Consider the following 21015-nt stretch of genomic DNA (forward strand, 5'->3'; position numbering starts at 1 on the left):
CACACCCGGCGCGGTGCCGGTTACCTGATCAAGCCCGCGGTGTCATGAACCGCCGACGACGGCCGCGGACGCAGGGGCGAGTACGACAGCCGCGCCGGCAGGTGGGGCGCCCTGTCCGTGTTCAGGGACCGGTGATCAGGCCCGCACCAGCTCGCGGTCCTGGTCCGTGTCCGGGTCCCGGTGGTCGGCGTCGGCCCGGGTGCGCAGCCCCTCGCCCTCGACGTCCACGTCGGGCAGGGCGCGGTCCAGCCACGCCGGCAGCCACCAGGCCCTGCGGCCGAGGAGCGCCAGGACCGCCGGGACGAGCGCCATGCGGACCACGAACGCGTCGAAGAAGACCGCGATCGCGAGACCGAAACCGATCATCTTGATCATCGACTCGCTGGAGCCGATGAAGCCGGAGAAGACAGCGATCATGATGACCGCGGCCGCCGTGACGACCCGGGCACCGTGCCGGAAGCCGGTCACGATCGCCTGGCCGGGCGTCTCGCCGTGGACGTATGCCTCCCGCATCCGCGTCACCAGGAAGACCTCGTAGTCCATCGCCAGGCCGAAGACCACGCCCACCATGAAGATCGGCATCATCGACATGACCGGGCCGGTCTCCTCGACGCCCATCAGACCGGACAGCCAGCCCCACTGGAAGACCGCGACCACCGCGCCGAGCGCCGCCGTGACCGAGAGCAGGAAGCCGAGCGCCGCCTTCAGCGGGACCAGGATCGAGCGGAAGACCACGATCAGGAGGAGGAAGGCGAGGCCCACCACCAGCGCCAGATAGGGCAGCAGTGCGTCGTTCAGCTTCTGCGAGACATCGATGTTCATCGCCGTCGTGCCCGTGACCAGCAGCTTCGCGTCCGTGTGCGCCGTGATGCCGGCGCCCGCGTCCCGGATGCCGTGCACGAGGTCCTCGGTGGTGGTGGAGGACGGCTTCGAGCCGGGGATCACGGTGATCATCGCGGTGTCACCGGACTTGTTGTACGTCGCCGGCGTCACCGCGACGACGTCCTTCATGTCCTTGATCTCGTCGGTCACCGCCGTGACCGCCGCCTTCGGGTCGTCGCTCGCCTTCGCGTCGACCACGACCATCAGCGGCCCGTTGAAGCCGGGGCCGAAGCCCTCGGAGAGCAGGTCGTACGCCCGGCGCTGCGTGGTGGACACCGGCTGCGAGCCGTCGTCCGGCAGGCCCAGCTCCAGCTTGGACGCCGGGACGGCCGCGGCACCGAGCGCCACGACACCCAGCAGCAGGACGGCCAGCGGACGGCGGACGACGAAGCTCGCCCACCGCGTGCCCATGTTCGGCCGGTCCTGCCCGGCGGCGCCCCGGCCGCCGCCCAGCAGCCTGCTCTTCTCGCCCGCCGGCTTGACCTTGCGGCCCGCGTAGCCCAGCAGCGCCGGGATCATCGTCAGCGCGATCAGGACCGCGATGGCGACCGTGCCCGCCGCGGCGACGCCCATCTTCGTCAGCATCGGGATGTTGACCACGGCCAGACCCACCAGCGCGATCACGACCGTCAGCCCCGCGAAGACCACCGCCGAGCCCGCCGTGCCGACCGCGCGGCCCGCCGCTTCCTCGCGCTCGCGGCCCTCGGCCAGCTCCGCCCGGTAACGGGAGACGATGAACAGCGCGTAGTCGATACCGACCGCGAGGCCGATCATCATCGCCAGAGTGGAGGTCGTCGAGCCCAGGTCCAGGGCGCTGGCCAGCGCGGTGATCGTCGAGACGCCGATGCCGACGCCGATCAGGGCGGTGAGCAGGGGCAGTCCGGCCGCCACCAGCGAACCGAAGGTGATGACGAGGACGACCGCGGCGATCGCGATGCCGATGACCTCGGTGGCACCGGTCTCCGGTACGGCCGACAGTGCGTCACCGCCGACCTCGACGGTCAGCCCGCCGTCCCGCGCGCCCTGCGCGGCCTCCTTCAGGGCGTTCTTGGAGGCGTCCTTCAGCTCCATACCGGAGACCTTGTACTTCACCTGCGCGTAGGCGACGGTGCCGTCCTTGCTGACGGCGTGCGCGACGAACGGGTCGGCGACGGAGGTGACTTCGGAGCCGTCGCGCAGGTCCTTGACGGTCCTCTCGACGACCGCCTTGTTGTCCTTCGCCGTCACCTTCTCGCCGTCCGGCGCCTGGAAGACGACGCGTGCGGTCGCCCCGTCGGCACTCATCCCGGGGAAGCGCTGCTCCAGCAGGTCGAAGGCGCGCTGGGCCTCGGTGCCGGGGATGGAGAAGGAAGAGGAGCCCGCGACGGGGGCGCTGGCGGCGCCGACACCCGCGAGCGTCAGCAGCGCCACCCAGATCAGGGCGACGAAATGCCGTCGCCGGAAGGCGAGTCGGCCGAGTTTGTAGAGGAACGTGGCCACGGGGGCGTACTCCCGGTCAGGTCGTGGGGTGTTCGGGGCAGGGGTGATCAGCCCGACGACGTGAGCGGTGACGTCAGGTGAGGGTCAGCCAGGGGGACTGGTCAGGTGGTGGGCACGCCGAGGGCGGGGAGGACCACGGCGTCGAGGTACGACGTGAGAAAGGCCTGGGTCGGCGGCTGGTCCTCGAACAGCGTGCGAGTGGCGAAGCCGCCGACCAGCATGTGCACGAGGAAGTCCAGCGCCGGGCAGTCCGGACGGATCTCGCCCCGGTCGATGGCGCGCCGCAGCACCTGCTGGAACTTCGTCATCTCCGGTTCGATCAGCTGCTCCCGGAACGCCTGGCGCAGATCGTCGTTGTGGTGCATCGCCATGGCGACGCCCCGCATCAGGGCCGAGTTCTGCTCCATCGTGCAGTCGTCCTCGAGCGACACCAGGGCGTGCAGATCGCCTCGGAGCGAACCGGTGTCGATCTCGCCGATACGGCTCGGCTTGCCATGCCGGAGGGCCTTGACGACCAGTTCGGCCTTGCCGCCCCACTGGCGGTAGAGGGTGGCCTTGCTGGAGCGGGTGCGGGCGGCGACGGCGTCCATGGTCAGGGCGTCGTAGCCGACCTCCCGGAGCAGGTCGAGCACGGCCTCGTACAACTCGGCCTCGCGCTCGGGGGTGATCCGACTGCGCCGCGCCGTCGCGATCTCAGTCATCCGGCTCACCTTCCTGCTCCGCGTCCGAAGCGGCAGCGCTTCGAACGACACGGTTTCGTACTACCAAGAAGATACCCCGCCCCGCGAGCGAAACGAAACCGTTTCGTACGTGTGTTGGGTCACGAGCCTGACGCGCAACCGGTGCGCGGACGTGGGTGCGGATGTGGGCGCGGGCGCGCAGCGGCGCCGTACGAGGAGGCGTGGGCGCCCGGCGCGAGGGACGTACGCGGCGCACGCAGCGCGCACGGAGCCCTGGCCGACCGGCGTGAGCGGCGCGCAGAAGCCACAGCCGACCGGCGCGAGCGGCGCACACGAGCCACGGCCGACCGACGAGAGGAGCGCGCAAGAAGCCCCAAGTACCCGGCGCACGAAGCGCGCAAGGCGCCCTCGCGGCTCGGTGAGGCGCGCACCCGGGCACCCGCGGGGCGCCCGCGCCGACCACCTGAACGGCCTACGAGTTGCCGCGGCCCCTCGGCAGGAAAAGCATGGGTAGGTGAGCGACACGAGCGACGTGCACGAGAACGCCCCCGGCTATCTCCGCTTCCCGCACCTGCACGGCGACCGACTCTGCTTCGTCGCCGAGGACGACCTGTGGGTGGCCCCGCTGGAGGGGACCGGCCGCGCCTGGCGGCTGACCGTCGACCGCACGAAGATCGGCCATCCCCGCTTCTCACCCGACGGCCGCCACATCGCGTACACGAGCTGGCGCAGTCTGGTCCCGGAGATCCATCTGACGCCGGTGGACGGCGGTCCCGGCCGGCGGCTCACCTACTGGGGCAGCTCCGACACCCGGGTCTGCGGCTGGACACCCCCCGACCCGGACGGACACTCCTGCATCCTCGCCGTCGCCTCGCACGGCGAGCCCTTCGCCCATTTCACCTGGGCCTACAAGGTCCCCACCGACGGCGACCCGGGCGGCAAGCTCCCCTGGGGCCCGGTCTCCGACATCGCCGTCGCCGATGTGGCAGGCGAACACATGACCCTGCTGCTCACCGGCGCCGCACCCCACGAACCGGTGTCCTGGAAGCGCTACCGGGGCGGCGCGACAGGCCGGCTCTGGCTGCACGGGCGGCGGCTGCTCGCCGACCTCGACGGCCACCTCGACTCCCCGATGTTCGTGGGCGGACGGATCGCGTTCCTCTCCGACCACGAGGGCGTCGGAAACCTGTACTCGTGCGCCTGCGACGGCTCCGATCTGCGCCGCCACACCGACCACGACGCCTTCTACGCCCGGCACGCGTCCAGCGACGGCACGCGGGTGGTGTACCAGTGCGCGGGCGACCTGTGGATCGTCGACGACCTGTCCCCCGACTCGGTCCCCCGCCGCCTGCGGATTCGCCTGGGCGGGCCGCGCGCGGGGCGCCGCAGGTACCAGGTGCCGGCCGTACAGCACGTGGACGGCATCGCGGTCGACGAGACCGGGCGGGCCAGCGCGGTCGTCGTCCGCGGCAGCCTGTACTGGCTCACCCACCGCGACGGCCCCGCCCGTGCGATCACGGACACCCCCGGCGTCCGGGTGCGGCTGCCGGAGATGCTGGGCGACTCCGGGCAGGTCGCCTATGTCACCGACGCGGAGGGCGAGGACGCGATCGAGATCGCGTATCTGCCGCGCGCCTCCGGCGACCGTGCACCACGCCGGCTGGCCTCCGCCTCCGGACAGCTCGGCCGGGTCCTGGAGATGGTGGCGGACCCGCAGGGCGAGCGGCTCGCGATCGCCTCCCACGACGGACGGCTGCTGCTCGTCGACACGCAGGTGCCGGACGAGGCCGGTGGGACGACGGAAACCTCAGGGCCCGACGAGGCTTCAGGAGCCGAAGAGGTCGAAGCGGCCACAGAGACAGGAACCGCACAGGCCACAGGAGCCGAGAAGGCCACAGGAGCCGAGAAGGCCGCAGGAGCCGAAGAGATCACAGCGGCCGAAGAAGTCCCGGTGGCCCCGGAAACCTCGCCGCAAGAGTCCGCCGGAGCGACCGGCGGCGCGGTCACCGAGCTGGTCCGGTCGGTCAACGGCCCGGTCCGGGATCTGGCGTTCTCCCCGGACGGGACCTGGCTGACGTGGTCGCACCCGTGGATCGGCCGGTCGTTGCGGCAGATCAAGATGGCACGGATCCAGGACCGGCTGATCGTCGACGTCACCAACGGCCGTTTCGAGGACGAGAATCCGGTCTTCACCCGCGACGGCCGCTATCTGGCGTTCCTGTCCTGGCGCGGCTTCGACCCGGTGTACGACGTGCACACCGGGGACCTGTCCTTCCCGCTCGGCTGCCGTCCGTATCTGGTTCCGCTGTCCTCGGCGATCCCCTCCCCCTTCGCGCTGAACCCGGAGGGACGTCCCGCGGCCGGCGGCCTCGACCCGCTGGAGGAAGAGGAGGGCGACGGGGTGGTGACCGTCGAGGTCGAGGGCCTGGCGAGCCGCGTGACGCCGTTCCCGGTCCCGGCGTCGAAGTACTCGTCGCTGTGCCCGGTCGCGGGCGGGGGCCTGGTCTGGCTGCGCTGGCCGATCTCGGGCGCGCTCGGCGAGACGTTCCTGAACCCGGACGACACCTCCGGCCGGCCCACCCTGGAGCACTTCGCCATCAGCAAGGCGAAGAAGGCCGAACTGGTCGGCCATCTGGACTGGTTCGCGGTGAGCGGGGACGGGACGCGGCTGGTGGTCGTCGACGAGGGCGAGCTGCGCGCGGTTCCCTCGACCGAGCCCGGCGACAGTGACACGACGGTCTGGATCGACGCACGCCGGATCATGCACGAGGTGGACCCCGGGGCGGAGTGGCGGCAGGCGTACGCGGAAGCGGGCCGGATCATCCGGGCGTACTTCTGGGAACCGCAGATGGGCGGGATCGACTGGGACGCGATCCTCGAGCAGTACCGTCCGCTGGTCGAACGCGTCGCGTCGCCGGACGATTTCGCGGATCTGCTGCGCGAGGTACTGGGCGAGCTGGGCACGTCCCACGCGTATGTGTCCCCGGCCCGGCGCAACGAGGGCCCGGCGCACTACCAGCGCTACCAGGGCCTGCTCGGCGCCAACTTCGTACGGCGCGACAGCCGCTGGGTGGTGAAGAGGATCCTGTCGGGCGAGTCCTCGGACTCGAAGGCGCGCTCGCCGCTGGCGGGCACGGGAGTCCGGGAGGGGGCCGTCCTGACCCATGTGGACGGACGGCCGGTGGATCCGGTGACGGGGCCGTATCCGCTGCTGGCGGGCGCGGGCGGCACGACGGTCGAGCTGACGTTCCGGCCGGCCGAGGGCGCGGGGCGGCCGCGCAGGGTCGCCGTGATCGCGCTGATCGACGAACGGCCGCTGCGCTATCAGGACTGGGTGGCCAAACGCCGTTCGGTCGTACGCGAGTTGAGCGGCGGCCGCTGCGGCTATCTGCACATCCCGGACATGGGGGGATCGGGCTGGGCGCAGTTCAACCGGGACCTGCGGATGGAGGTCTCGCTGCCGGCCCTGATCGTGGACGTACGGGGCAACGCGGGCGGCCACATCAGCGAACTGGTCATCGAGAAGCTGACGCGCAAGATCCTGGGGTGGGACCTGACCCGCAACGCCCAGCCGGTGTCGTACACCTCGAACGCGCCGCGCGGGCCGATCGTGGCGCTGGCCGACGAGGCCACGGCCTCCGACGGCGACATGATCACGGCGGCGATCAAGCAGCTGAAACTCGGCCCGGTGGTGGGCCAGCGCACCTGGGGCGGTGTGGTGGGCATGACGGGCCGGCACCGTCTGGGCGACGGCACGGTGATCACGGTCCCGATGAACGCGGCCTGGTTCTCCGCGTACGGCTGGTCGGTCGAGAACCACGGTGTCGCCCCGGACCTGGAGATCCTGCGCACCCCGCTGGACTGGGCCGAGGGCCGTCACAGGCAGTTGAGCGACGCGGTCGAGCTGGCCCTGGACCTGCTGCGCACCCAACCGCCGGCCACACCGCCGGACTACAGCGACGTCCCGGACCGTACCCGCCCCAAACTGCCGCCGCGGACGGCGGGGTAGCCCGTCACGGACGGCCGGGAAGCCCGTCCCCCAGGGCACGCGCGCGTGGGGCGCCCTCCAGAGGGGGACGCCCCACGCGGGGTCAAGGCCGGGCGCACACTACATGTCGTAGTCCTGGTTGAAGCGGTCCTCCGCCTCGTCCTGCTGCCGCCGCGTGTCCTCGGAGCGCTGCCGGCCGCGCTCCTGAGCCTGCTGGCCGCGCTCCTGGCCCTGACGGCCGCGCTCCTGAGCCTGCTGGCCGCGCTCCCGCGCCTGCTGGCCGCGCTCCTGGGCCTGCTGCTTGCCCTGCTGCGCCTTCTGCTTGGCCTGCTGCTTCATCTGCTCGGCCTTGTCCTGGAACTGGTCCTTCATGCCCATGTGGGTTCACTCCCGTAGTGGGTGAGGGGATCGGGCTCGACCAGACTGACACGCACCGACAAAGCACGCATTTCGATCAGTTACGCAGCGTACGGCGCTGCTGCTCATCGGCCTCCCCGCCGGCTCCCACCAGCCCCGTGCGCACCCCGGTGAGCCGGGGCTCGAACCGCCGGATGTCCCGCTGTCCCACCGTGGCGATGAGCCCGGGCAGATACCCGCGTACGGCCTGCATCCCGCGCAGCCACGCCTGCCCGTAGACATGGCTGGACCGCCGCTCGATCCCGGCCACGATCCGTTCCACGGCCGGCCCGAGCGGATACGTCTTGCCGGCCGGCCACGGCAGCCGCTGCCGCAGCTCCCGCATGACGTCGTCGCGGTCGGCGCCGCGCACCATGTCCGTGTCGGTCCAGGACAGATACCCGACCCCGACGCCGACACCGTGGTGCGCGACCTCGGCGCGCAGACTGTGCGCGTACGCCTCCACGCCCGACTTGGACGCGCAGTAGGCCGTCATCATCGGCGCGGGCGTGATCGCCGCGAGCGAGGCGATCTGGAGCAGATAGCCGCGGCTCTCGATCAGCGCCGGCAGGAAGGCGCGGGCCGTCACCGCCGAACCGATGAGGTTCACCTCGATCACGCGCCGCCAGGCCTCGGGATCGGAGGCGGTGAACGGACCTCCGTTCGCCACACCCGCGTTGGCGACCACGATGTCGACCTGTCCGAACCGTTCCTTCACCTCCTCCGCCACCCGTGTCATCGCCTCGTGGTCGGTGACGTCGGCGTGCCAGTGGCCGCTGTCCCCGTACAGCCGCTCCGAGGCCTGCTTCAGCGCCTCCGCCTCCAGACCGACGAGCGCGACCCTCACCCCGCGGACCGACAGCTTGCGGGCCAGCAGTTCGCCGACGCCCCGAGCGGCGCCGGTGACGACGGCCACCCGGCCCTCCAGGCTCACCCTGCTCATGCACCCTCCTTGACCTGTGCGTTCCCCATATGGGCCGGGACGAGTGCGCGTATCTTCCCGGTCACCAGCTCCGGTGCCTCGACCGGAGTCATATGGCCGAGCCCCGGCAGTTCCGTGCTGCCCACGCAGTGGGGCAGCACGGCGGCCAGCGCCCGCGCGTGCACCGGCGGGGTGAGCCGGTCGGCGGTGCCGACCAGGACCTCCGTCGGGACGGTCAACTCGCCTATGCCGTGGTCCAGATCCAGCGTCCGAAGCACGCGCGACCAGGCGTGACGCACCTCCCGCGGGCAGCCGTGCACCACCCGGGCGCACGCCTCCACCATGGCGGTCGTCGAACCGGCACCCATGGTGGCGTACTTGAGGACACGCGAGGCCACCGGTGTGACCGGCCCGAGCGGGGCGCGGGAGCCCAGGACGCGCGCCGTGAGCCAGGTGCGCACGCGCCCGGCGCGCAGCGGGAGCACCCGGGCCTCGGCGACCAGGCGCGCGCTCCCGGTGCTGCACAACAGGACGGCCGCCGTATGCGCCCTGAAGCGGGGGCGTCCGGCCGCGGCCAGCACCGTCATCCCGCCCATGGAGTGGCCCACGACCACGGCCTTCTCGCCCGGCGCGAGCGTGGCGGAGAGCACCGCCTCCAGGTCGTCGGCGAGCGCTTCGGCGGTGCACCTGGGGCTCGCGGGACTGCGTCCGTGCCCCCGCTGGTCGTAGGCGATCACCCGGTGGTCGGCGGCCAGGTCCCGGATCTGCGCCGCCCAGAAGGCGATCGAGCAGGTCCAGCCGTGGGCGAGGACCACCGCGGGCGCGCCCTCGGGTCCATGGACCTCGACATGCAGCCGGGCGCCGTCGGCGGAGCGGACGGTCAGTTCCCGGGCGGGGGCGGGCGGCGCGTAGGGCCCGCTCGTGACATACGCCGGCCGGCTCATGCGTGCGCCTCCGTCCGCGTCTCTTCGGGCCGCTCGCCCGGCTCCGCGGTGCGGGGGGCGCGGACCACCTGGTACTCCCCCAGGTCGACCCGGCGGGTCGCGTTGCGGAACTCCGTCGTCGTACCCGGCCAGATGGTGGTGTTGCGGCCGCTCGCGTCGAGGTACCAGCTGGTGCAGCCGCCGGTGTTCCACACCGTGCGCTTCATGCGCTCCTGCACCGTGTGGTTCCAGGCGTCGACGGCGCCCGGCCGGGCGTCGAGCGCGACCCGGCCGCCGAGCACCCCCAACTGCCGCAGATAGTCGGCCATGTAGTTCAGCTGGGACTCGATCATGAGGATCATCGAGGAGTTCCCGAGACCGGTGTTGGGCCCGATGATCGTCATCCAGTTGGGGAATCCGGCGGCGGTCGCGCCGCGCAGCGCCTGCATGCCGCCGCTCCACGCCTGGGCGAGCGTCCGCCCCTCCGCGCCGACCACCCGGTCGGCGATCGGCATGTCCGTGACGTGGAAGCCGGTGCCGAAGACGATCACATCGGCCTCGGTCTCGGTGCCGTCCGCCGCGACCAGGGTCGAGCCGCGGATCTCGCTCAGACCGGAGGCGACGACGTCCACATGGGGACGGGTGAGCGCCGGATAGTACGTGTTGGAGAGCAGGATCCGCTTGCAGCCGATGCGGTAGTCGGGGGTCAGCTTGGCCCGCAGCGCCGGATCCTTGACCGCCCGGGCGATGTTGCGCCGGGCCATCCGCTCGACCAGGCCCAGTTCGTCGGGGTGCTTGGTGAACGCCTGGACCTGCAGTTCCCGGATGCCCCACAGGAATCCGCGGCGCAGTTGCGTGGTGAACGGCAGTGCGCGGTGCAGCCGGCGCTCCAGAGGGCTGATCTCCCGGTCGACCCGGGGCATCACCCAGGGCGGGGTGCGCTGGAAGAGGGTGAGCCTGCCGACGACCGGCTGGATCTCGGGAACGATCTGGATCGCGGAGGCGCCCGTGCCGACCATGGCGACGCGTTTGCCGCGCAGGTCGTAGTCGTGGTCCCAGCGGGCGGAGTGGAAGATCTTCCCGGGGAAGCCGTCGAGGCCGGGAATGTCCGGGATCTTCGGGTCGGGCAGCGGGCCGGTGGCGGAGACGACGACATCGGCGGTGAGCGGCCCGCCGCTGGTCTCGATCGCCCAGTGCAGTTTCCCGGAGTCCCAGGTCATCAACTTCACTTCGGAGTCGAAGCGGAGGTGGGGCCGCAGCCCGAAGACGTCCGCCACATGCTCCAGATAGGCGCGGATGTGCTCCTGCCCGGAGAAGGTGCGCGGCCACTCGGGGTTGGGCGCGAACGAGAACGAGTACAGGTGCGACGGAACGTCACAGGCGCAGCCGGGGTAGGTGTTGTCGCGCCAGGTGCCGCCGACGCCGCTCGCCCGCTCCAGCACGACGAAGTCGGTGATGCCCTCCCGGCGCAGCCGCACCGCGGCCCCGAGCCCTCCGAACCCGGACCCGATCACCGCCACCCGCACATGAGGCACTTGCTCGCTCTCGGCCATCCCGAAGCCTCCCGGTTCCCGCGGCCGGCTCCGCTGACGCCTGGTCAGGGAGTCGGCAGGACTCTGCCAGTGAACACTGGCACCATGGGGAGGGTAGGTCAGCGGCGTACCGATGGGTAGAGGGCGGCACGAGGAAAGTTACCGGCGGTACGACGTAGGGTGCGGGCGTGGCAGAGGACGGGGAGCGGCGCGAGTACCGCATGGAGGAGCTGGCCGAGCAGGCCGGCATCACGGTGCGCACCCTGCGCTTCTACCGCGAGCGCAAACTGATCCAGCCACCGCGCCGCGAGGGCCGTATCGCCTGGTACGACGACACCCATCTGGCCCGGCTGCGCACGATCTCGGCACTCCTGGAACGCGGCCACACCCTCAACGGCATCGCGGAGCTGGCCGAGGCGTTCGACCACGGACGCGACGTCGGCGATCTGCTGGGCCTCGGCGGCCCCACCGAGGAGACCCCGGTCCGCCTCACCCCCGAGGCCCTGGCCGACGTGTTCGGCGCCGAGGCGACCCCGGAGAACCTCGCTGCGGCGCTCGACCTCGGCTACCTCGGCACGGACGGCGGCGAGATCGTCCACATCAGCCGCCGGCTCCTCGACGTCTCGGCGGCCCTGGTGCGCGAGGGCATCCCGCTCGCGGACGTCCTGGCCGCCGCCCGCCGCGTCCGTGAGCACACGGAGGCCCTGGCGGAGGTCTTCACGGACCTGATGTCCGCCCACCACCGCTCCCCCGAGGACGCCCGGCGGCTGCGCCCGCTGGCCCAGAGCGTGGTGGCGGCGGAACTCTCACTGTCCCTGGACCGCCACCTGCGCGAGCCGTAGACCCGCCGCGGGCCGCCCCGCGCCGCGCTCGGATCACTCGAAGACCACCGTCACGGGAGCGTGGTCGGACCACCGCTCGCCATGACTGGCCGCCCGCTCCACCACGGCCTTGACGGCCCGGCCCGCGAGCCCGGGGGTCGCCACGGCCAGGTCGATCCGCCATCCCGAGTCGTTGTCGAAGGCACGCCCCCGGTAGGACCACCAGGTGTACGGCCCCTCGGCATCCGGGTGCAGCGCCCGCACCACGTCGACGTACCCGCCGTCCTCGGGGTCGAGGACCCGGCCCAGCCACTCCCGCTCCTCGGGCAGGAAGCCGGAGTTCTTCCGGTTGCCGCGCCAGTTCCTGAGGTCGGCCTCGCGGTGGGCGATGTTCCAGTCGCCGCACACGAGGACCTCGCGCCCGTCGGCGGCCGCCCGCTCCCGCAGCTCCTTCAGATGACCGAGGAACTCGGCCATGAACCGGAACTTCTCCTCCTGCCGCTCGGTGCCGACCTCGCCGGAGGGCAGATACAGACTGGCGACGGTGACCCCGGGCAGGTCCGCCTCGACATACCGCCCGCCGCCGTCGAACTCGGCCGACCCGAACCCGACGCGCACCCGGTCGGGCTCGCGGCGGGTGTAGAGCGACACCCCGGCGCGTCCTTTCGCGGCGGCGGGCGCGTGCACGACGTGCCATCCGTCGGGCGTCCGCACGTCCACGGGGATCTGCCCGGGCTCGGCCCGGACCTCCTGGAGGCAGAGCACATCGGCGGGGGTCCCGGCCAGCCACTGCGCGAACCCCTTCTTCGCGGCGGCCCGGATCCCGTTCACGTTCACGGAGGTCACCGTCAGCACAACACTCTCCCCGGCGTCACAGTCGGCGCGACCGACCGGACACCGAGTCCGAGGTCACCGTCATCACGCCGGAACCCTACCGGCACACTGGAAAGGCCCCCGTAGACGACGATGCATAGCTTTACGATTGGCAGCATGAATATTCGCCGTGTGTCCTTCGACCACCCCGACGCCGTCAAGCTCAGCGATGAGGTCCAGGCCGAGTACCACCTGCGCTACGGGGACGGCGGCGACGCCACCCATCTGGAACCGACGATGTTCGACCCTCCGTCCGGCCTGTATCTGATCGCCTACGACGAGCAGGACCGTCCCGTCGCCACGGGCGGCTGGCGCGGCCAGGAGAAGAACGACGAGGGGTATCTCGACGGGGACGCCGAGCTCAAGAGAATGTTCGTCGTCGCGGCGATGCGGGGCCGCGGCCTGGCCCGCCGCATACTGGCCGCGCTGGAGGACGACGCCCGCGCGGCCGGCCGCACCCGCATGGTCCTGGAGACGGGCACCAAGCAGCCGGAGGCCGTGGCCCTCTACGCCTCCAGCGGCTACGAGCCGTGCACCAAGTTCGGCTACTACCGCCACCACGAGCTGAGCCTCTGCTTCGCGAAGCCGCTGTAGAACACCACGGGCCCGCCCGCCCCGTCCGCCCCGACCATCCGCGGGCCCGGGCGGGCGGGCCCGCGAAGCCCGGCACCGGCTCCCGTCCACCCGAGCCTGACGCAACCCGGCGAGGCGTACGTGACCGGTCCACTGCCCTGCGCCCCTCTTCCGGGTGATAGCGCCGGCGTGGGTTTCGAAGTAATTTCAAAGTCATGGGTACCGAGAACGCGGCCGTGAACTTCTCCGAGCTGGTCAACAAGAACAAGCAGACCCTTGCCCGGCTTCAGGAATCGCCGAGACTGCTCCTGCACCGCAGAGACGGCGAGGATCTGGTCCTCACCACCGCGGCGCGGGCGGAGCAGGACCAGACGGTGGTGTCGGCAGCCACCCGGATGCTGGCCGCGATGGCACGCCGGGAGCCCGGCAGCATGGAACTGCTCCTCGACATACTGCCGGACGCCTTCCCGTGGGTCCGCTTCCTGCCCGAGCCCGATCTCCACGCCTTCGCTGTCGAACTGGTCGACACCATGCGCGCCGCCGACTCGCTCGGCAACAGCGCCTCCGTCGCCCAGTTGCTCATCGCCTGGCAGCACACCGCCGAGGTCTACTCCGACCCTCAACTGCTGCACCGATACAACGAAGGAAGCAGTCACCTGGAAGGGTGTGCCCAGTAAGGCGATCCGTCGGCGCAGTACATCTGCGTTGATGTGGCGGGCGGCGGGGCCCATGAAGGACAGGGCCTCGATGTCCTGGGCGGTCAGGGCCATGACGTACTCCAGCGCTTCGGCCCGATCGCGCCGGAAACGCGCGGAGAGCGTGCGGCGAAGGCGCTCTTCCTTGGCTGGGTCGACCGACAGCAGGCCGAGATGCCGCTGGAGTTCGCCGAGGTGCTGTGGTGAAGGGGTGACGGTCAGCAGGACGCCGTTCGGCTGGAGGATCCGGTGGAACTCGGGGCCGTTGCGGGGCGCGAAGACGTTGAGCACGAGGCCGGCGGAGTGGCTCCGCACCGGTAGCGGTTGCCAGATGTCCCAGCTGGCGGCTCCGGCACGCACGTGGGAGCGTGCCGCCCGCCGCAGGGCGTGCGGGGAGGTGTCCAGCCCGAGGCCAACGGCTGCGGGAAGGGCGTCCAAGACGGTGGCGAGGTAGTGGCCGGTGCCCACGCCTGCGTCCAGGACGGTGGCATCGGGTGGGCAGAGTGCTGTGATGAGGGCGGTGAGCGTGCGCGTGAGCGGTGCGTAATGACCGGCCTGCAGGAAGGCGGCGCGGGCCTGGACCATGAGGGCGGTGTCCGCGCTGATGGCGCGTCGGGGGCCGGTCAGGAGGCTGACGTATCCGTGCCGGGCGATGTCGAAGGTGTGCCGACTGGCGCACCGCAGCGCATGGCCGGCACGTGCGAGACGCCCCTGGCACAGCGGGCAGGTCAGCATGTCGAAGAGCTTCTGCTGCACCACGGGGCACGCGTGAGGCGAGATGGGCATGGTTGTTCCTCCGCAGCGGTCGGCTGCGTTGTCGACGGTGGGTGATCAATGCCGTCGGCGTGCCTCGACCGGCTGAGAGTGACACCGACCGTCGATGGTGGGCACGCCACATACAGCGACGTCGTCACAACTCTCCGGTTCGTGCCGGATGGTCAACGCCGCTGTGGTGACCGCCGCGTCAGAGGAACACGTGCGGGATGCTGGTGCATGCCATGGCCCCGAGGCTACAGGGAGCCAGTAACGCGTTGTTGATCTTTCCCGCACAATTGGGAAGGCGCCCCGAACCGGGCACCCATTTCTTTCGGAGCTCTCAGTGCTGGGCTCGGCGGTTCAGGCCTTCAGGCATGCGCGGGGCGACGGCGGTGCATGCGTGCGGCAGTCCGCGACGATGGAGTCAGTCGCCTGCAGAAGGGAACGCGGGCCTGCGCAGCAGCCACTGCCAGAACGTCCGACGCGGGGGTCGCACCACCACCTTGCCGTGGGCCTTCCGGCCGACCAGCTCCACGCGCAGCGTGGTCGATGTGTCCGGGGACGTCCGCGTGCGGCGGTGTCTGAGCTTGCAGTGGACCAGGGTCAGGCCGTCGGCATCGACCTCGACGCCCGGCCTCGTGACCAGCGTCAGGGTCTTCCCCGCCATGGCCACATCGATCCGCAGGGTGTCCTGCGTGATCACGGCCTCGGTGAAGTCGAGCGTCACGTCGCACCAGGTCACCGCGAGGTCCAGCCGCCGCGGCAGCACCCAGCGGCCCGCCCGCTCGACCGCTCCGCTGAACACCCGCTCGATCCGGACGACGTCCTTGACCTCTGCGACCTCTGCCGCCGTGCCGTCCGCGGCGGTCGACACGGCCGGCAGGTCGGCGGTGAGCACGGCCAGTTCGCTCAGAAGCCGCGCCGACAGAGCAGCTTCCAGGCGCTCGTCCAACTCGTCCGCGGTCAGCAGGCCGTCCCCCGCCGCGATACGCAGCGCATCCACCACCCGGTCCCGGTCCGCATGAGAGGCTCGCAGCTCGGGCGACGAGCCGGGGCCAGGGCGCTTCCCGGTGGGCGAAATCTCTCTCGACATGCTTCCGTCCTGGTCCTGTCGAACGTCTCCGTGCGACGCAGGCAGCGGCTTGAGTAGAAGACTAACGCTATATCGCGACATGGATCCACGGGATGGGGCATGCGGCATGCCGTGGCCCGGTCGCGACAACACCCGCATCCCAGCTGCCAGTTCACACCATTCCCGGGCCGCTGAACAATGCCAGGGCCATCGGACGACATCCCGGGGGTTCGCGCCAGGATGATGGGCGGCCATCTGCCGCGCTTCCGCGACGGGCTCTGCGACTGGCCGTACGGCCCTCACAGCACACCTCAACCGGACGGAGGCTGTCTCACGTGGCATCAAATGCCGCTTGCTGCACGATCGTTGAGCGACTGGGCCAGGAACGTCCCCTCGGGCCGCCAGGCCGCCGACCCAGCTCCCGTCAAGGACCGGACCACTGCCGTCCATCACCCCGAACAGCCTCGAACAGGCAGGCCCCGGAAACGACGAAAATCCCGACCGATCATGAAGATCAGCGGGATCTCGTCAACCGCTCCCGAGCGAACTCAAGAACAGTCGTGCAGTGGACCTGAGGGGATTTGAACCCCTGGCCCCCTCGATGCGAACGAGGTGCGCTACCGGACTGCGCCACAGGCCCTTGCAACGAGTGAAACTCTAGCATCCCGATCGAGTGGTCTGGAAATCCGTTCCGCCCAGGTCAACCGCGGGGGTCCGGCCAGGCCGCCGCCAGCACCTACTCGTTGGCGGCCCGCGCACGTTCCCCGTCCTCGCACTGGTCGAACAGCGGAGTGCGCCCCCGCTCCCGGGACCGTCGCGCCGAGGCCGCCCTCCGGGCGTCGCTCCGGCCGTCGTCACCGGTCTCCGGCCGCTCCTGGCTCCCGGGACCGGGTTCCTCCTCGGGGTCCGGCTCGCCGCGGTCGGCCGCTGCGACCCCGGGCACGGGCGCCGCCGCCTCCGCCGCGCTCGACCGGGCGGAGCTCCAGGCGTCCGGCGCGCCGAGGTCCACGCTCGGTGTCGCCCGCGGCGCGACCGGCGCGGTCACATACGTCGGCAGCGGCACCGGCACGGGATCCCAGCTGTCTCCGTGCCCGGGCCTGCGCTGCCGCTCACGCTGCTGGTCCACCCACTCGGCGTGGTCGGTCTGCTCGACCAGGGCCCGGCGGTCGGCGGCGAGCGCGGACAGTCCGGGGTCGGTCTCGGGTTCCGGTCCGTCCTCCGGCTGCTCGTCCGGGTCGGAGGCGGCCGGAGGCCGCCGCCGGGGCTGCCGCTCCCGCAGCCGCTGCGCCGCCGCCTCGGCCTGGCGCCGGTCCATCGTGTAGGTGAACCGCTTGCGCTCCTGCGAGCGCAGATAGGCGATGTACGCGCTCAGCAGCACGGCGGGCACGCCGGGCACCCACAGGAACGCCAGGCCCCCGACCGCGGCGACGATGGCGCCGAGCGTGAACGCGAGGAAGAGCACCACGGTGGTGCGCCTGCGCCGTGCGAGCACCTTCGAGCGCCGGGCGCGCGCCCTGGCCTCCGCCGAAGGCGCCTTCCGGGCCGGGGCCACGCCCTTGCCCGCTCGCGGGGGCACGTCCTTGCCCGCCCGCGGGCGAGCGGCCGGCTCCGGCCCGGGGCCGGCCTTGGGGGGCGCGCCGGCCCTGGCCGCTCCCTGGCCCGCCGGCTCCCGTCGAGCCGGGTCCGCCGGCTCCACGCGCGCACGTTCCTGCCGTCCGCTCGGAGGCATGGCGAAGGCCCGGACGTCCACCGAGCCGGTGCCGTCGTCCGGGTGGCCACTGGGCTCCCCCTCCTCGGCGGAGCGCGCCTGCAGGTCCTTGGCGTATCGACGCTCCATGCCCGCCCGTCCGGACAGCAGCCGGATGGCGGTGCTGAAGCGTTCCGTCGGACGAGACTCGTTCAGCTCGTCCTGCCTACGGAGCCACATCGGCACCAAGTAGGCGGCCCAGGCCCCGACAATGACTGCGTAGATGAGGCCGCTGCTGCTCACGCCTCACACGGTAGAGGGGTTTGCGTGAGGCCATCTGCCAATTGGGCCGGTGTGTCGCACGATCTGGCTGATATTTCGAACTTTTTTTGGGACCGATGCGATCAGCAGGCCAACGGGACCGCTAATGGATGCGCCCGAGCCGATCGGCACCCGATCAATTTCGAACATATTTTTTATTTTCCGGGGTGGGCCTGCCGAGCGCGTGACCGGCGCCAGCGGGCGAGCAGCCCCTCGGGCACCTCTTCGGCGGTGAGCGCGAAGACGAGGTGGTCCCGCCAGGCCCCGTCGATGTGCAGATAACGGGGCCGCAGCCCCTCCTCACGGAATCCGAGTTTCTCCACCACCCGGCGGCTCGGCCCGTTCTCGGGGCGAATGCAGACTTCGATGCGGTGCAGCCCGACGGTCCGGAAGCAGTGGTCGACGACGAGCGCGACGGCCGTCGGCATCACCCCGCGGCCCGCCACCGCCTCGTCCACCCAGTAGCCCACGTGCCCGGAGCACATCGAGCCCCAGGTGATCCCGGCCACCGTCAACTGACCCACGAGGCGCCCCTGGTACTCAATGACGAAGGGCAGCATCCGGCCCGCGCTCGCCTCCCTGCGCAGATGCCGGACCATCTGGCGGTAGGTCGGCCGGTGCGCTATCGGGCCACTCGGGGTAGGCGGCGGAATGGTCGCCTCCCACGGCCGCAGCCATTCCCGGTTGCGGCGGTTGACCTCACGCCAGACCCGCTGGTCGCGCAGCCTTATCGGCCGGAGGACGACATCGCCGTCGGCCAGCTCGACAGGCCAGGATGGGCTGTTCAGCTCGCACCCCCACTGGGTCTGGGGCGGTCCTCGCCGGCCGCCGCTCCGCCCGCGTCGGCCCTCGGGTGGTCACCGCCGCGGATCTGGTCGACGGCATGCATCACCAGGGGTTCCAGGACGGCCAGCCCGTCCCTGACCCCGCCGGTGGATCCCGGCAGATTGACGATCAACGTCCGCGCGGCGACCCCGGCGGTTCCCCGGGAGAGGGCCGCCGTCGGCACCTTCCCTCTTCCGAACGCCCTGATGGCCTCCGGAATGCCCGGCACCTCGAAGTCGATCACCGCGCGGGTCGCCTCGGGGGTGCGGTCGGTGGGCGAGACGCCGGTGCCCCCGGTCGTCACGATCACGTCGTAGCCGGCCCGGACGCCGGTGTGCAGCGCCTGCTTCACCGGCTGGCCGTCCGGGACGACCCACGGTCCGTCGACGGCGAAACCGTAGCGGGTGAGCGCCGCCACGATCAGGGGGCCGCCCTTGTCCTCGTACACGCCCGCGGCCGCGCGGTTCGACGCGGTGACCACCAGGGCCGAGTACGGCGCCGTCAGGGCGCCGCCGGCCGGCTGCTCGGAGGCCGGCGCCGTCATGCCCGGCTCCAGTTGCCCGACTTCCCGCCCGTCTTCTCCTCCACGCGCACGTCCGTGATCACCGCTCCCTTGTCGACCGCCTTGACCATGTCGATCACGGTCAGCGCCGCGACGCTGACGGCGGTGAGCGCCTCCATCTCGACGCCCGTGCGGTCGGTGGTCTTCACGGTCGCCGTGATCTCCACGGCGTCGTCCGCGACCGACAGATCCAGTTTCACGCCCGACACCGACAGCGGGTGGCACAGCGGGATCAGGTCCGGGGTGCGCTTGGCGCCCATGATGCCCGCGATACGCGCGGTGGCGAGCGCGTCGCCCTTGGGGACGCCCTCGCCGCGCAGGAGCTCCACCACGCGGGGCGAGACCAGCACGCGTCCGCTGGCACGGGCGGTGCGCTCGGTCACGCCCTTCCCGGAGACGTCGACCATGCGGGCTGCCCCCGCGTCGTCGATGTGGGTCAGTCGGTCTGGCGTATTCATCTGCTGCGGCGCTCCATATCGGGGCCCGGCGGTGCGGCGCACGGGCCTGTTGTGCGCGACACGGTACCTCCAAGCCCGCGGGCCGGACCGGGCGCGGTCCGCGGACCGGACGCCCGGGTGGACACACCACCCCCGACGCCCGGACGAAGCCCCTCAACCCGGGCACCTGACACCGTCCCGGGGCCGCTCGACGCGAGGTCGCCGTGCATGGGATCGCCGCTCGTGAGGTCGCCGGTTCGCGGGTCAGCCGAGGAGGACGACCTCGATCTCGGTGCCCGGCTCGACGGACGTGGCGTCCTCGGGGACGACGATGAGCGCGTCGGCCTGCGCCAGGGCCGCGATCAGATGCGATCCCGCCCCGCCGACCGGGGTCACCGTGCCGTCGGCGTATCTCCCGCGCAGGAACTGCCGTCGGCCCGCGGGCGAGGTCAGCGCCTTGTCCGCCTGGAGGACGGCCCTGGTCCTAGGGCGGTGCACGTCCTCCAGGCCCATCAGGGTGCGGATCACGGGCCGTACGAACAGCTCGAAGGAGACGTACGACGACACCGGGTTGCCGGGCAGCGCGAGCAGCGGCGTGTGTGCGGGGCCGATGGAGCCGAACCCCTGGGGCTTGCCGGGCTGCATGGCGAGCTTGCGGAAGTCGACGCCGCCGCTCCCCTCGTCCGCCTCGCCCACGGCGGAGAGGGCCTCCTTGACGACGTCGTACGCCCCCACGCTCACCCCTCCGGTGGTGACCATGAGGTCGGCGCGGACCAGTTGGTCCTCGATGGTGGAGCGGAGGGTGTCCACGTCGTCGGCGACCGCGCCCACCCGGTAGCCGATCGCCCCGGCGTCCCGGGCGGCGGCGGTGAGGGCGAAGCTGTTGGAGTCGTAGATCTGCCCCACCGCCAGTTCCTCGTCGGGCTGGACGAGTTCGCTGCCGGTGGACAGGACGACCACGCGCGGGCGCGGACGCACCCGGACCGTGCCACGGCCGATGGCGGCGAGCAGCGCGATCTGCGGGGGCCCGAGGACGGTGCCCGCCGCGAGGGCGAGGTCGCCGGCCTGCACATCGCTGCCCTTGGCGCGCACATGGGCGCGTGCCTCGGCCGGGCGGTGTACCCGCACCTGCCCGGAGGCGCCCTCGGGCGAGAGGCTGCGGGCGCGCATCCCGGAGACGGGGCCGCCGCCCAGTCCGCCGTCGGTCCACTCCACGGGGACGACGGCCTCGGCGCCGGGCGGCAGCGGAGCGCCGGTCATGATGCGCGCCGCCTGGCCGGGTCCCACCCGGAGCGGGTCGGCCGCCCCGGCCGCGACGTCGCCGATCACCGTGAGGACGGCCGGGAACTCCTCGCTCGCGCCCGCGACGTCCGCGACCCGTACCGCGTAGCCGTCCATCGAGCTGTTGTCGAACGGCGGCAGGGAGACGGGCACCGTGACGTCGTCGACCAGCACACAGCCCAGGGCGTCGAGCAGTTGCAGCTCGATCGGGTCCAGCGGGCGGACGGCGGCGAGGATGTCCTGAAGGTGCTCGTCCACCGACCAGAGGCGGTCCTGGCCGGTGGCGGGGGTCGCGGCGGCGCTCAAATCG

Annotated in this window: 18 protein-coding genes, 1 tRNA gene and 1 pseudogene; 5 read left to right on the forward strand and 15 right to left on the reverse strand. The window is 71.7% G+C overall.

Annotation, left to right across the window (positions count from 1 at the left end):
- Positions 1–135: 135 nt before the first annotated feature.
- The gene (locus ACWD5Q_RS04040) at positions 136–2361 is read right to left on the reverse strand and encodes an MMPL family transporter (RefSeq protein ID WP_451425432.1); all 2226 of its coding nucleotides are present in this window, start codon (positions 2359–2361) and stop codon (positions 136–138) included.
- 101 nt (positions 2362–2462) lie between these two features.
- The gene (locus ACWD5Q_RS04045) at positions 2463–3062 is read right to left on the reverse strand and encodes a TetR/AcrR family transcriptional regulator (protein WP_451425433.1); all 600 of its coding nucleotides are present in this window, start codon (positions 3060–3062) and stop codon (positions 2463–2465) included.
- 493 nt (positions 3063–3555) lie between these two features.
- Here ACWD5Q_RS04045 and ACWD5Q_RS04050 point away from each other — a divergent pair, with 493 nt between their 5' ends.
- Positions 3556–7050 (forward strand): S41 family peptidase, encoded by a 3495-nt coding sequence (locus ACWD5Q_RS04050; protein ID WP_451425434.1) that lies wholly within the window; start codon positions 3556–3558, stop codon positions 7048–7050.
- Between the two features lie 99 nt (positions 7051–7149).
- Here ACWD5Q_RS04050 and ACWD5Q_RS04055 read toward each other — a convergent pair whose 3' ends face one another.
- The 4 genes from ACWD5Q_RS04055 to ACWD5Q_RS04070 form a co-directional block, all read right to left on the reverse strand.
- Positions 7150–7407 carry a hypothetical protein gene (locus tag ACWD5Q_RS04055; RefSeq protein ID WP_451425435.1) on the reverse strand — a complete coding sequence of 86 codons (258 nt, stop codon included), beginning with the start codon at positions 7405–7407 and terminating at the stop codon, positions 7150–7152.
- A gap of 76 nt (positions 7408–7483) precedes the next feature.
- Positions 7484–8368, reverse strand: a complete 885-nt coding sequence (locus ACWD5Q_RS04060; RefSeq protein WP_451425436.1) for an SDR family oxidoreductase — start codon at positions 8366–8368, stop codon at positions 7484–7486.
- Positions 8365–9291, reverse strand: a complete 927-nt coding sequence (locus ACWD5Q_RS04065) for an alpha/beta fold hydrolase (RefSeq protein ID WP_451425437.1) — start codon at positions 9289–9291, stop codon at positions 8365–8367. Before ACWD5Q_RS04065 ends, ACWD5Q_RS04060 begins: the two co-directional genes overlap by 4 nt.
- Positions 9288–10823 carry a flavin-containing monooxygenase gene (locus ACWD5Q_RS04070; RefSeq protein ID WP_451425438.1) on the reverse strand — a complete coding sequence of 512 codons (1536 nt, stop codon included), beginning with the start codon at positions 10821–10823 and terminating at the stop codon, positions 9288–9290. The genes ACWD5Q_RS04065 and ACWD5Q_RS04070 overlap by 4 nt, the downstream gene beginning before the upstream one ends.
- Before the next feature lie 167 nt (positions 10824–10990).
- Here ACWD5Q_RS04070 and ACWD5Q_RS04075 point away from each other — a divergent pair, with 167 nt between their 5' ends.
- Positions 10991–11644 (forward strand): MerR family transcriptional regulator, encoded by a 654-nt coding sequence (locus tag ACWD5Q_RS04075; RefSeq protein WP_451425439.1) that lies wholly within the window; start codon positions 10991–10993, stop codon positions 11642–11644.
- Positions 11645–11677: 33 nt separating this feature from the next.
- Here the strand turns inward: ACWD5Q_RS04075 and ACWD5Q_RS04080 are convergent, their stop codons facing one another.
- Complete coding sequence (locus ACWD5Q_RS04080; protein WP_451425440.1) at positions 11678–12478, reverse strand: exodeoxyribonuclease III; 801 nt, start codon at positions 12476–12478, stop codon at positions 11678–11680.
- A 135-nt stretch (positions 12479–12613) separates the two neighbouring features.
- On the opposite strand from ACWD5Q_RS04080, the gene ACWD5Q_RS04085 reads away from it, so the two are divergent.
- From ACWD5Q_RS04085 to ACWD5Q_RS04095, 3 genes are all read left to right on the forward strand, one after another.
- Complete coding sequence (locus ACWD5Q_RS04085) at positions 12614–13090, forward strand: GNAT family N-acetyltransferase (protein WP_451425441.1); 477 nt, start codon at positions 12614–12616, stop codon at positions 13088–13090.
- A 194-nt stretch (positions 13091–13284) separates the two neighbouring features.
- A complete protein-coding gene (locus ACWD5Q_RS04090) occupies positions 13285–13746 on the forward strand; it encodes a hypothetical protein (protein ID WP_451425442.1) in 462 nt (153 codons plus the stop codon).
- A 33-nt stretch (positions 13747–13779) separates the two neighbouring features.
- Positions 13780–13971 (forward strand): hypothetical protein, encoded by a 192-nt coding sequence (locus tag ACWD5Q_RS04095; RefSeq protein WP_451425443.1) that lies wholly within the window; start codon positions 13780–13782, stop codon positions 13969–13971.
- Positions 13972–14400: 429 nt separating this feature from the next.
- Here the strand turns inward: ACWD5Q_RS04095 and ACWD5Q_RS04100 are convergent.
- From ACWD5Q_RS04100 to glp, 8 genes and pseudogenes are all read right to left on the reverse strand, one after another.
- Positions 14401–14550, reverse strand: a pseudogene (locus ACWD5Q_RS04100) (putative RNA methyltransferase); the annotation flags it as partial.
- Between the two features lie 394 nt (positions 14551–14944).
- On the reverse strand, positions 14945–15613 hold the full coding sequence (locus ACWD5Q_RS04105; protein WP_451425444.1) for a DUF1707 SHOCT-like domain-containing protein: 669 nt from the start codon (positions 15611–15613) through the stop codon (positions 14945–14947).
- A 545-nt stretch (positions 15614–16158) separates the two neighbouring features.
- A tRNA-Ala gene (locus ACWD5Q_RS04110) sits at positions 16159–16232 on the reverse strand.
- Positions 16233–16328: 96 nt separating this feature from the next.
- Positions 16329–17582: a divisome protein SepX/GlpR gene (gene sepX, locus ACWD5Q_RS04115; RefSeq protein WP_451425445.1), complete on the reverse strand. Its 1254-nt coding sequence runs from the start codon at positions 17580–17582 to the stop codon at positions 16329–16331.
- 173 nt (positions 17583–17755) lie between these two features.
- The gene (locus tag ACWD5Q_RS04120) at positions 17756–18388 is read right to left on the reverse strand and encodes a GNAT family N-acetyltransferase (protein WP_451425651.1); all 633 of its coding nucleotides are present in this window, start codon (positions 18386–18388) and stop codon (positions 17756–17758) included.
- Positions 18385–18969, reverse strand: coding sequence for a MogA/MoaB family molybdenum cofactor biosynthesis protein (locus ACWD5Q_RS04125; protein WP_451425446.1), 585 nt, complete (start codon positions 18967–18969; stop codon positions 18385–18387). Before ACWD5Q_RS04125 ends, ACWD5Q_RS04120 begins: the two co-directional genes overlap by 4 nt.
- Positions 18966–19445, reverse strand: a complete 480-nt coding sequence (gene moaC / locus ACWD5Q_RS04130; RefSeq protein WP_451425447.1) for a cyclic pyranopterin monophosphate synthase MoaC — start codon at positions 19443–19445, stop codon at positions 18966–18968. The genes ACWD5Q_RS04125 and moaC overlap by 4 nt, the downstream gene beginning before the upstream one ends.
- Before the next feature lie 243 nt (positions 19446–19688).
- Positions 19689–21011, reverse strand: coding sequence for a molybdotransferase-like divisome protein Glp (gene glp / locus ACWD5Q_RS04135; protein ID WP_451425448.1), 1323 nt, complete (start codon positions 21009–21011; stop codon positions 19689–19691).
- Positions 21012–21015: the final 4 nt, after the last annotated feature.

The organism is Streptomyces sp. NPDC002513, from assembly GCF_053595355.1.

Coding starts and splice junctions, on each gene's coding strand:
- ACWD5Q_RS04045 (WP_451425433.1), bottom strand. CDS start 3,062: ATGACTGAGATCGCGACGGCGCGGCGCAGTCGGATCACCCCCGAGCGC.
- ACWD5Q_RS04055 (WP_451425435.1), bottom strand. CDS start 7,407: ATGGGCATGAAGGACCAGTTCCAGGACAAGGCCGAGCAGATGAAGCAG.
- ACWD5Q_RS04060 (WP_451425436.1), bottom strand. CDS start 8,368: ATGAGCAGGGTGAGCCTGGAGGGCCGGGTGGCCGTCGTCACCGGCGCC.
- ACWD5Q_RS04065 (WP_451425437.1), bottom strand. CDS start 9,291: ATGAGCCGGCCGGCGTATGTCACGAGCGGGCCCTACGCGCCGCCCGCC.
- ACWD5Q_RS04070 (WP_451425438.1), bottom strand. CDS start 10,823: ATGGCCGAGAGCGAGCAAGTGCCTCATGTGCGGGTGGCGGTGATCGGG.
- ACWD5Q_RS04085 (WP_451425441.1), top strand. CDS start 12,614: ATGAATATTCGCCGTGTGTCCTTCGACCACCCCGACGCCGTCAAGCTC.
- ACWD5Q_RS04090 (WP_451425442.1), top strand. CDS start 13,285: ATGGGTACCGAGAACGCGGCCGTGAACTTCTCCGAGCTGGTCAACAAG.
- ACWD5Q_RS04105 (WP_451425444.1), bottom strand. CDS start 15,613: ATGTCGAGAGAGATTTCGCCCACCGGGAAGCGCCCTGGCCCCGGCTCG.
- ACWD5Q_RS04125 (WP_451425446.1), bottom strand. CDS start 18,969: ATGACGGCGCCGGCCTCCGAGCAGCCGGCCGGCGGCGCCCTGACGGCG.
- moaC (WP_451425447.1), bottom strand. CDS start 19,445: ATGAATACGCCAGACCGACTGACCCACATCGACGACGCGGGGGCAGCC.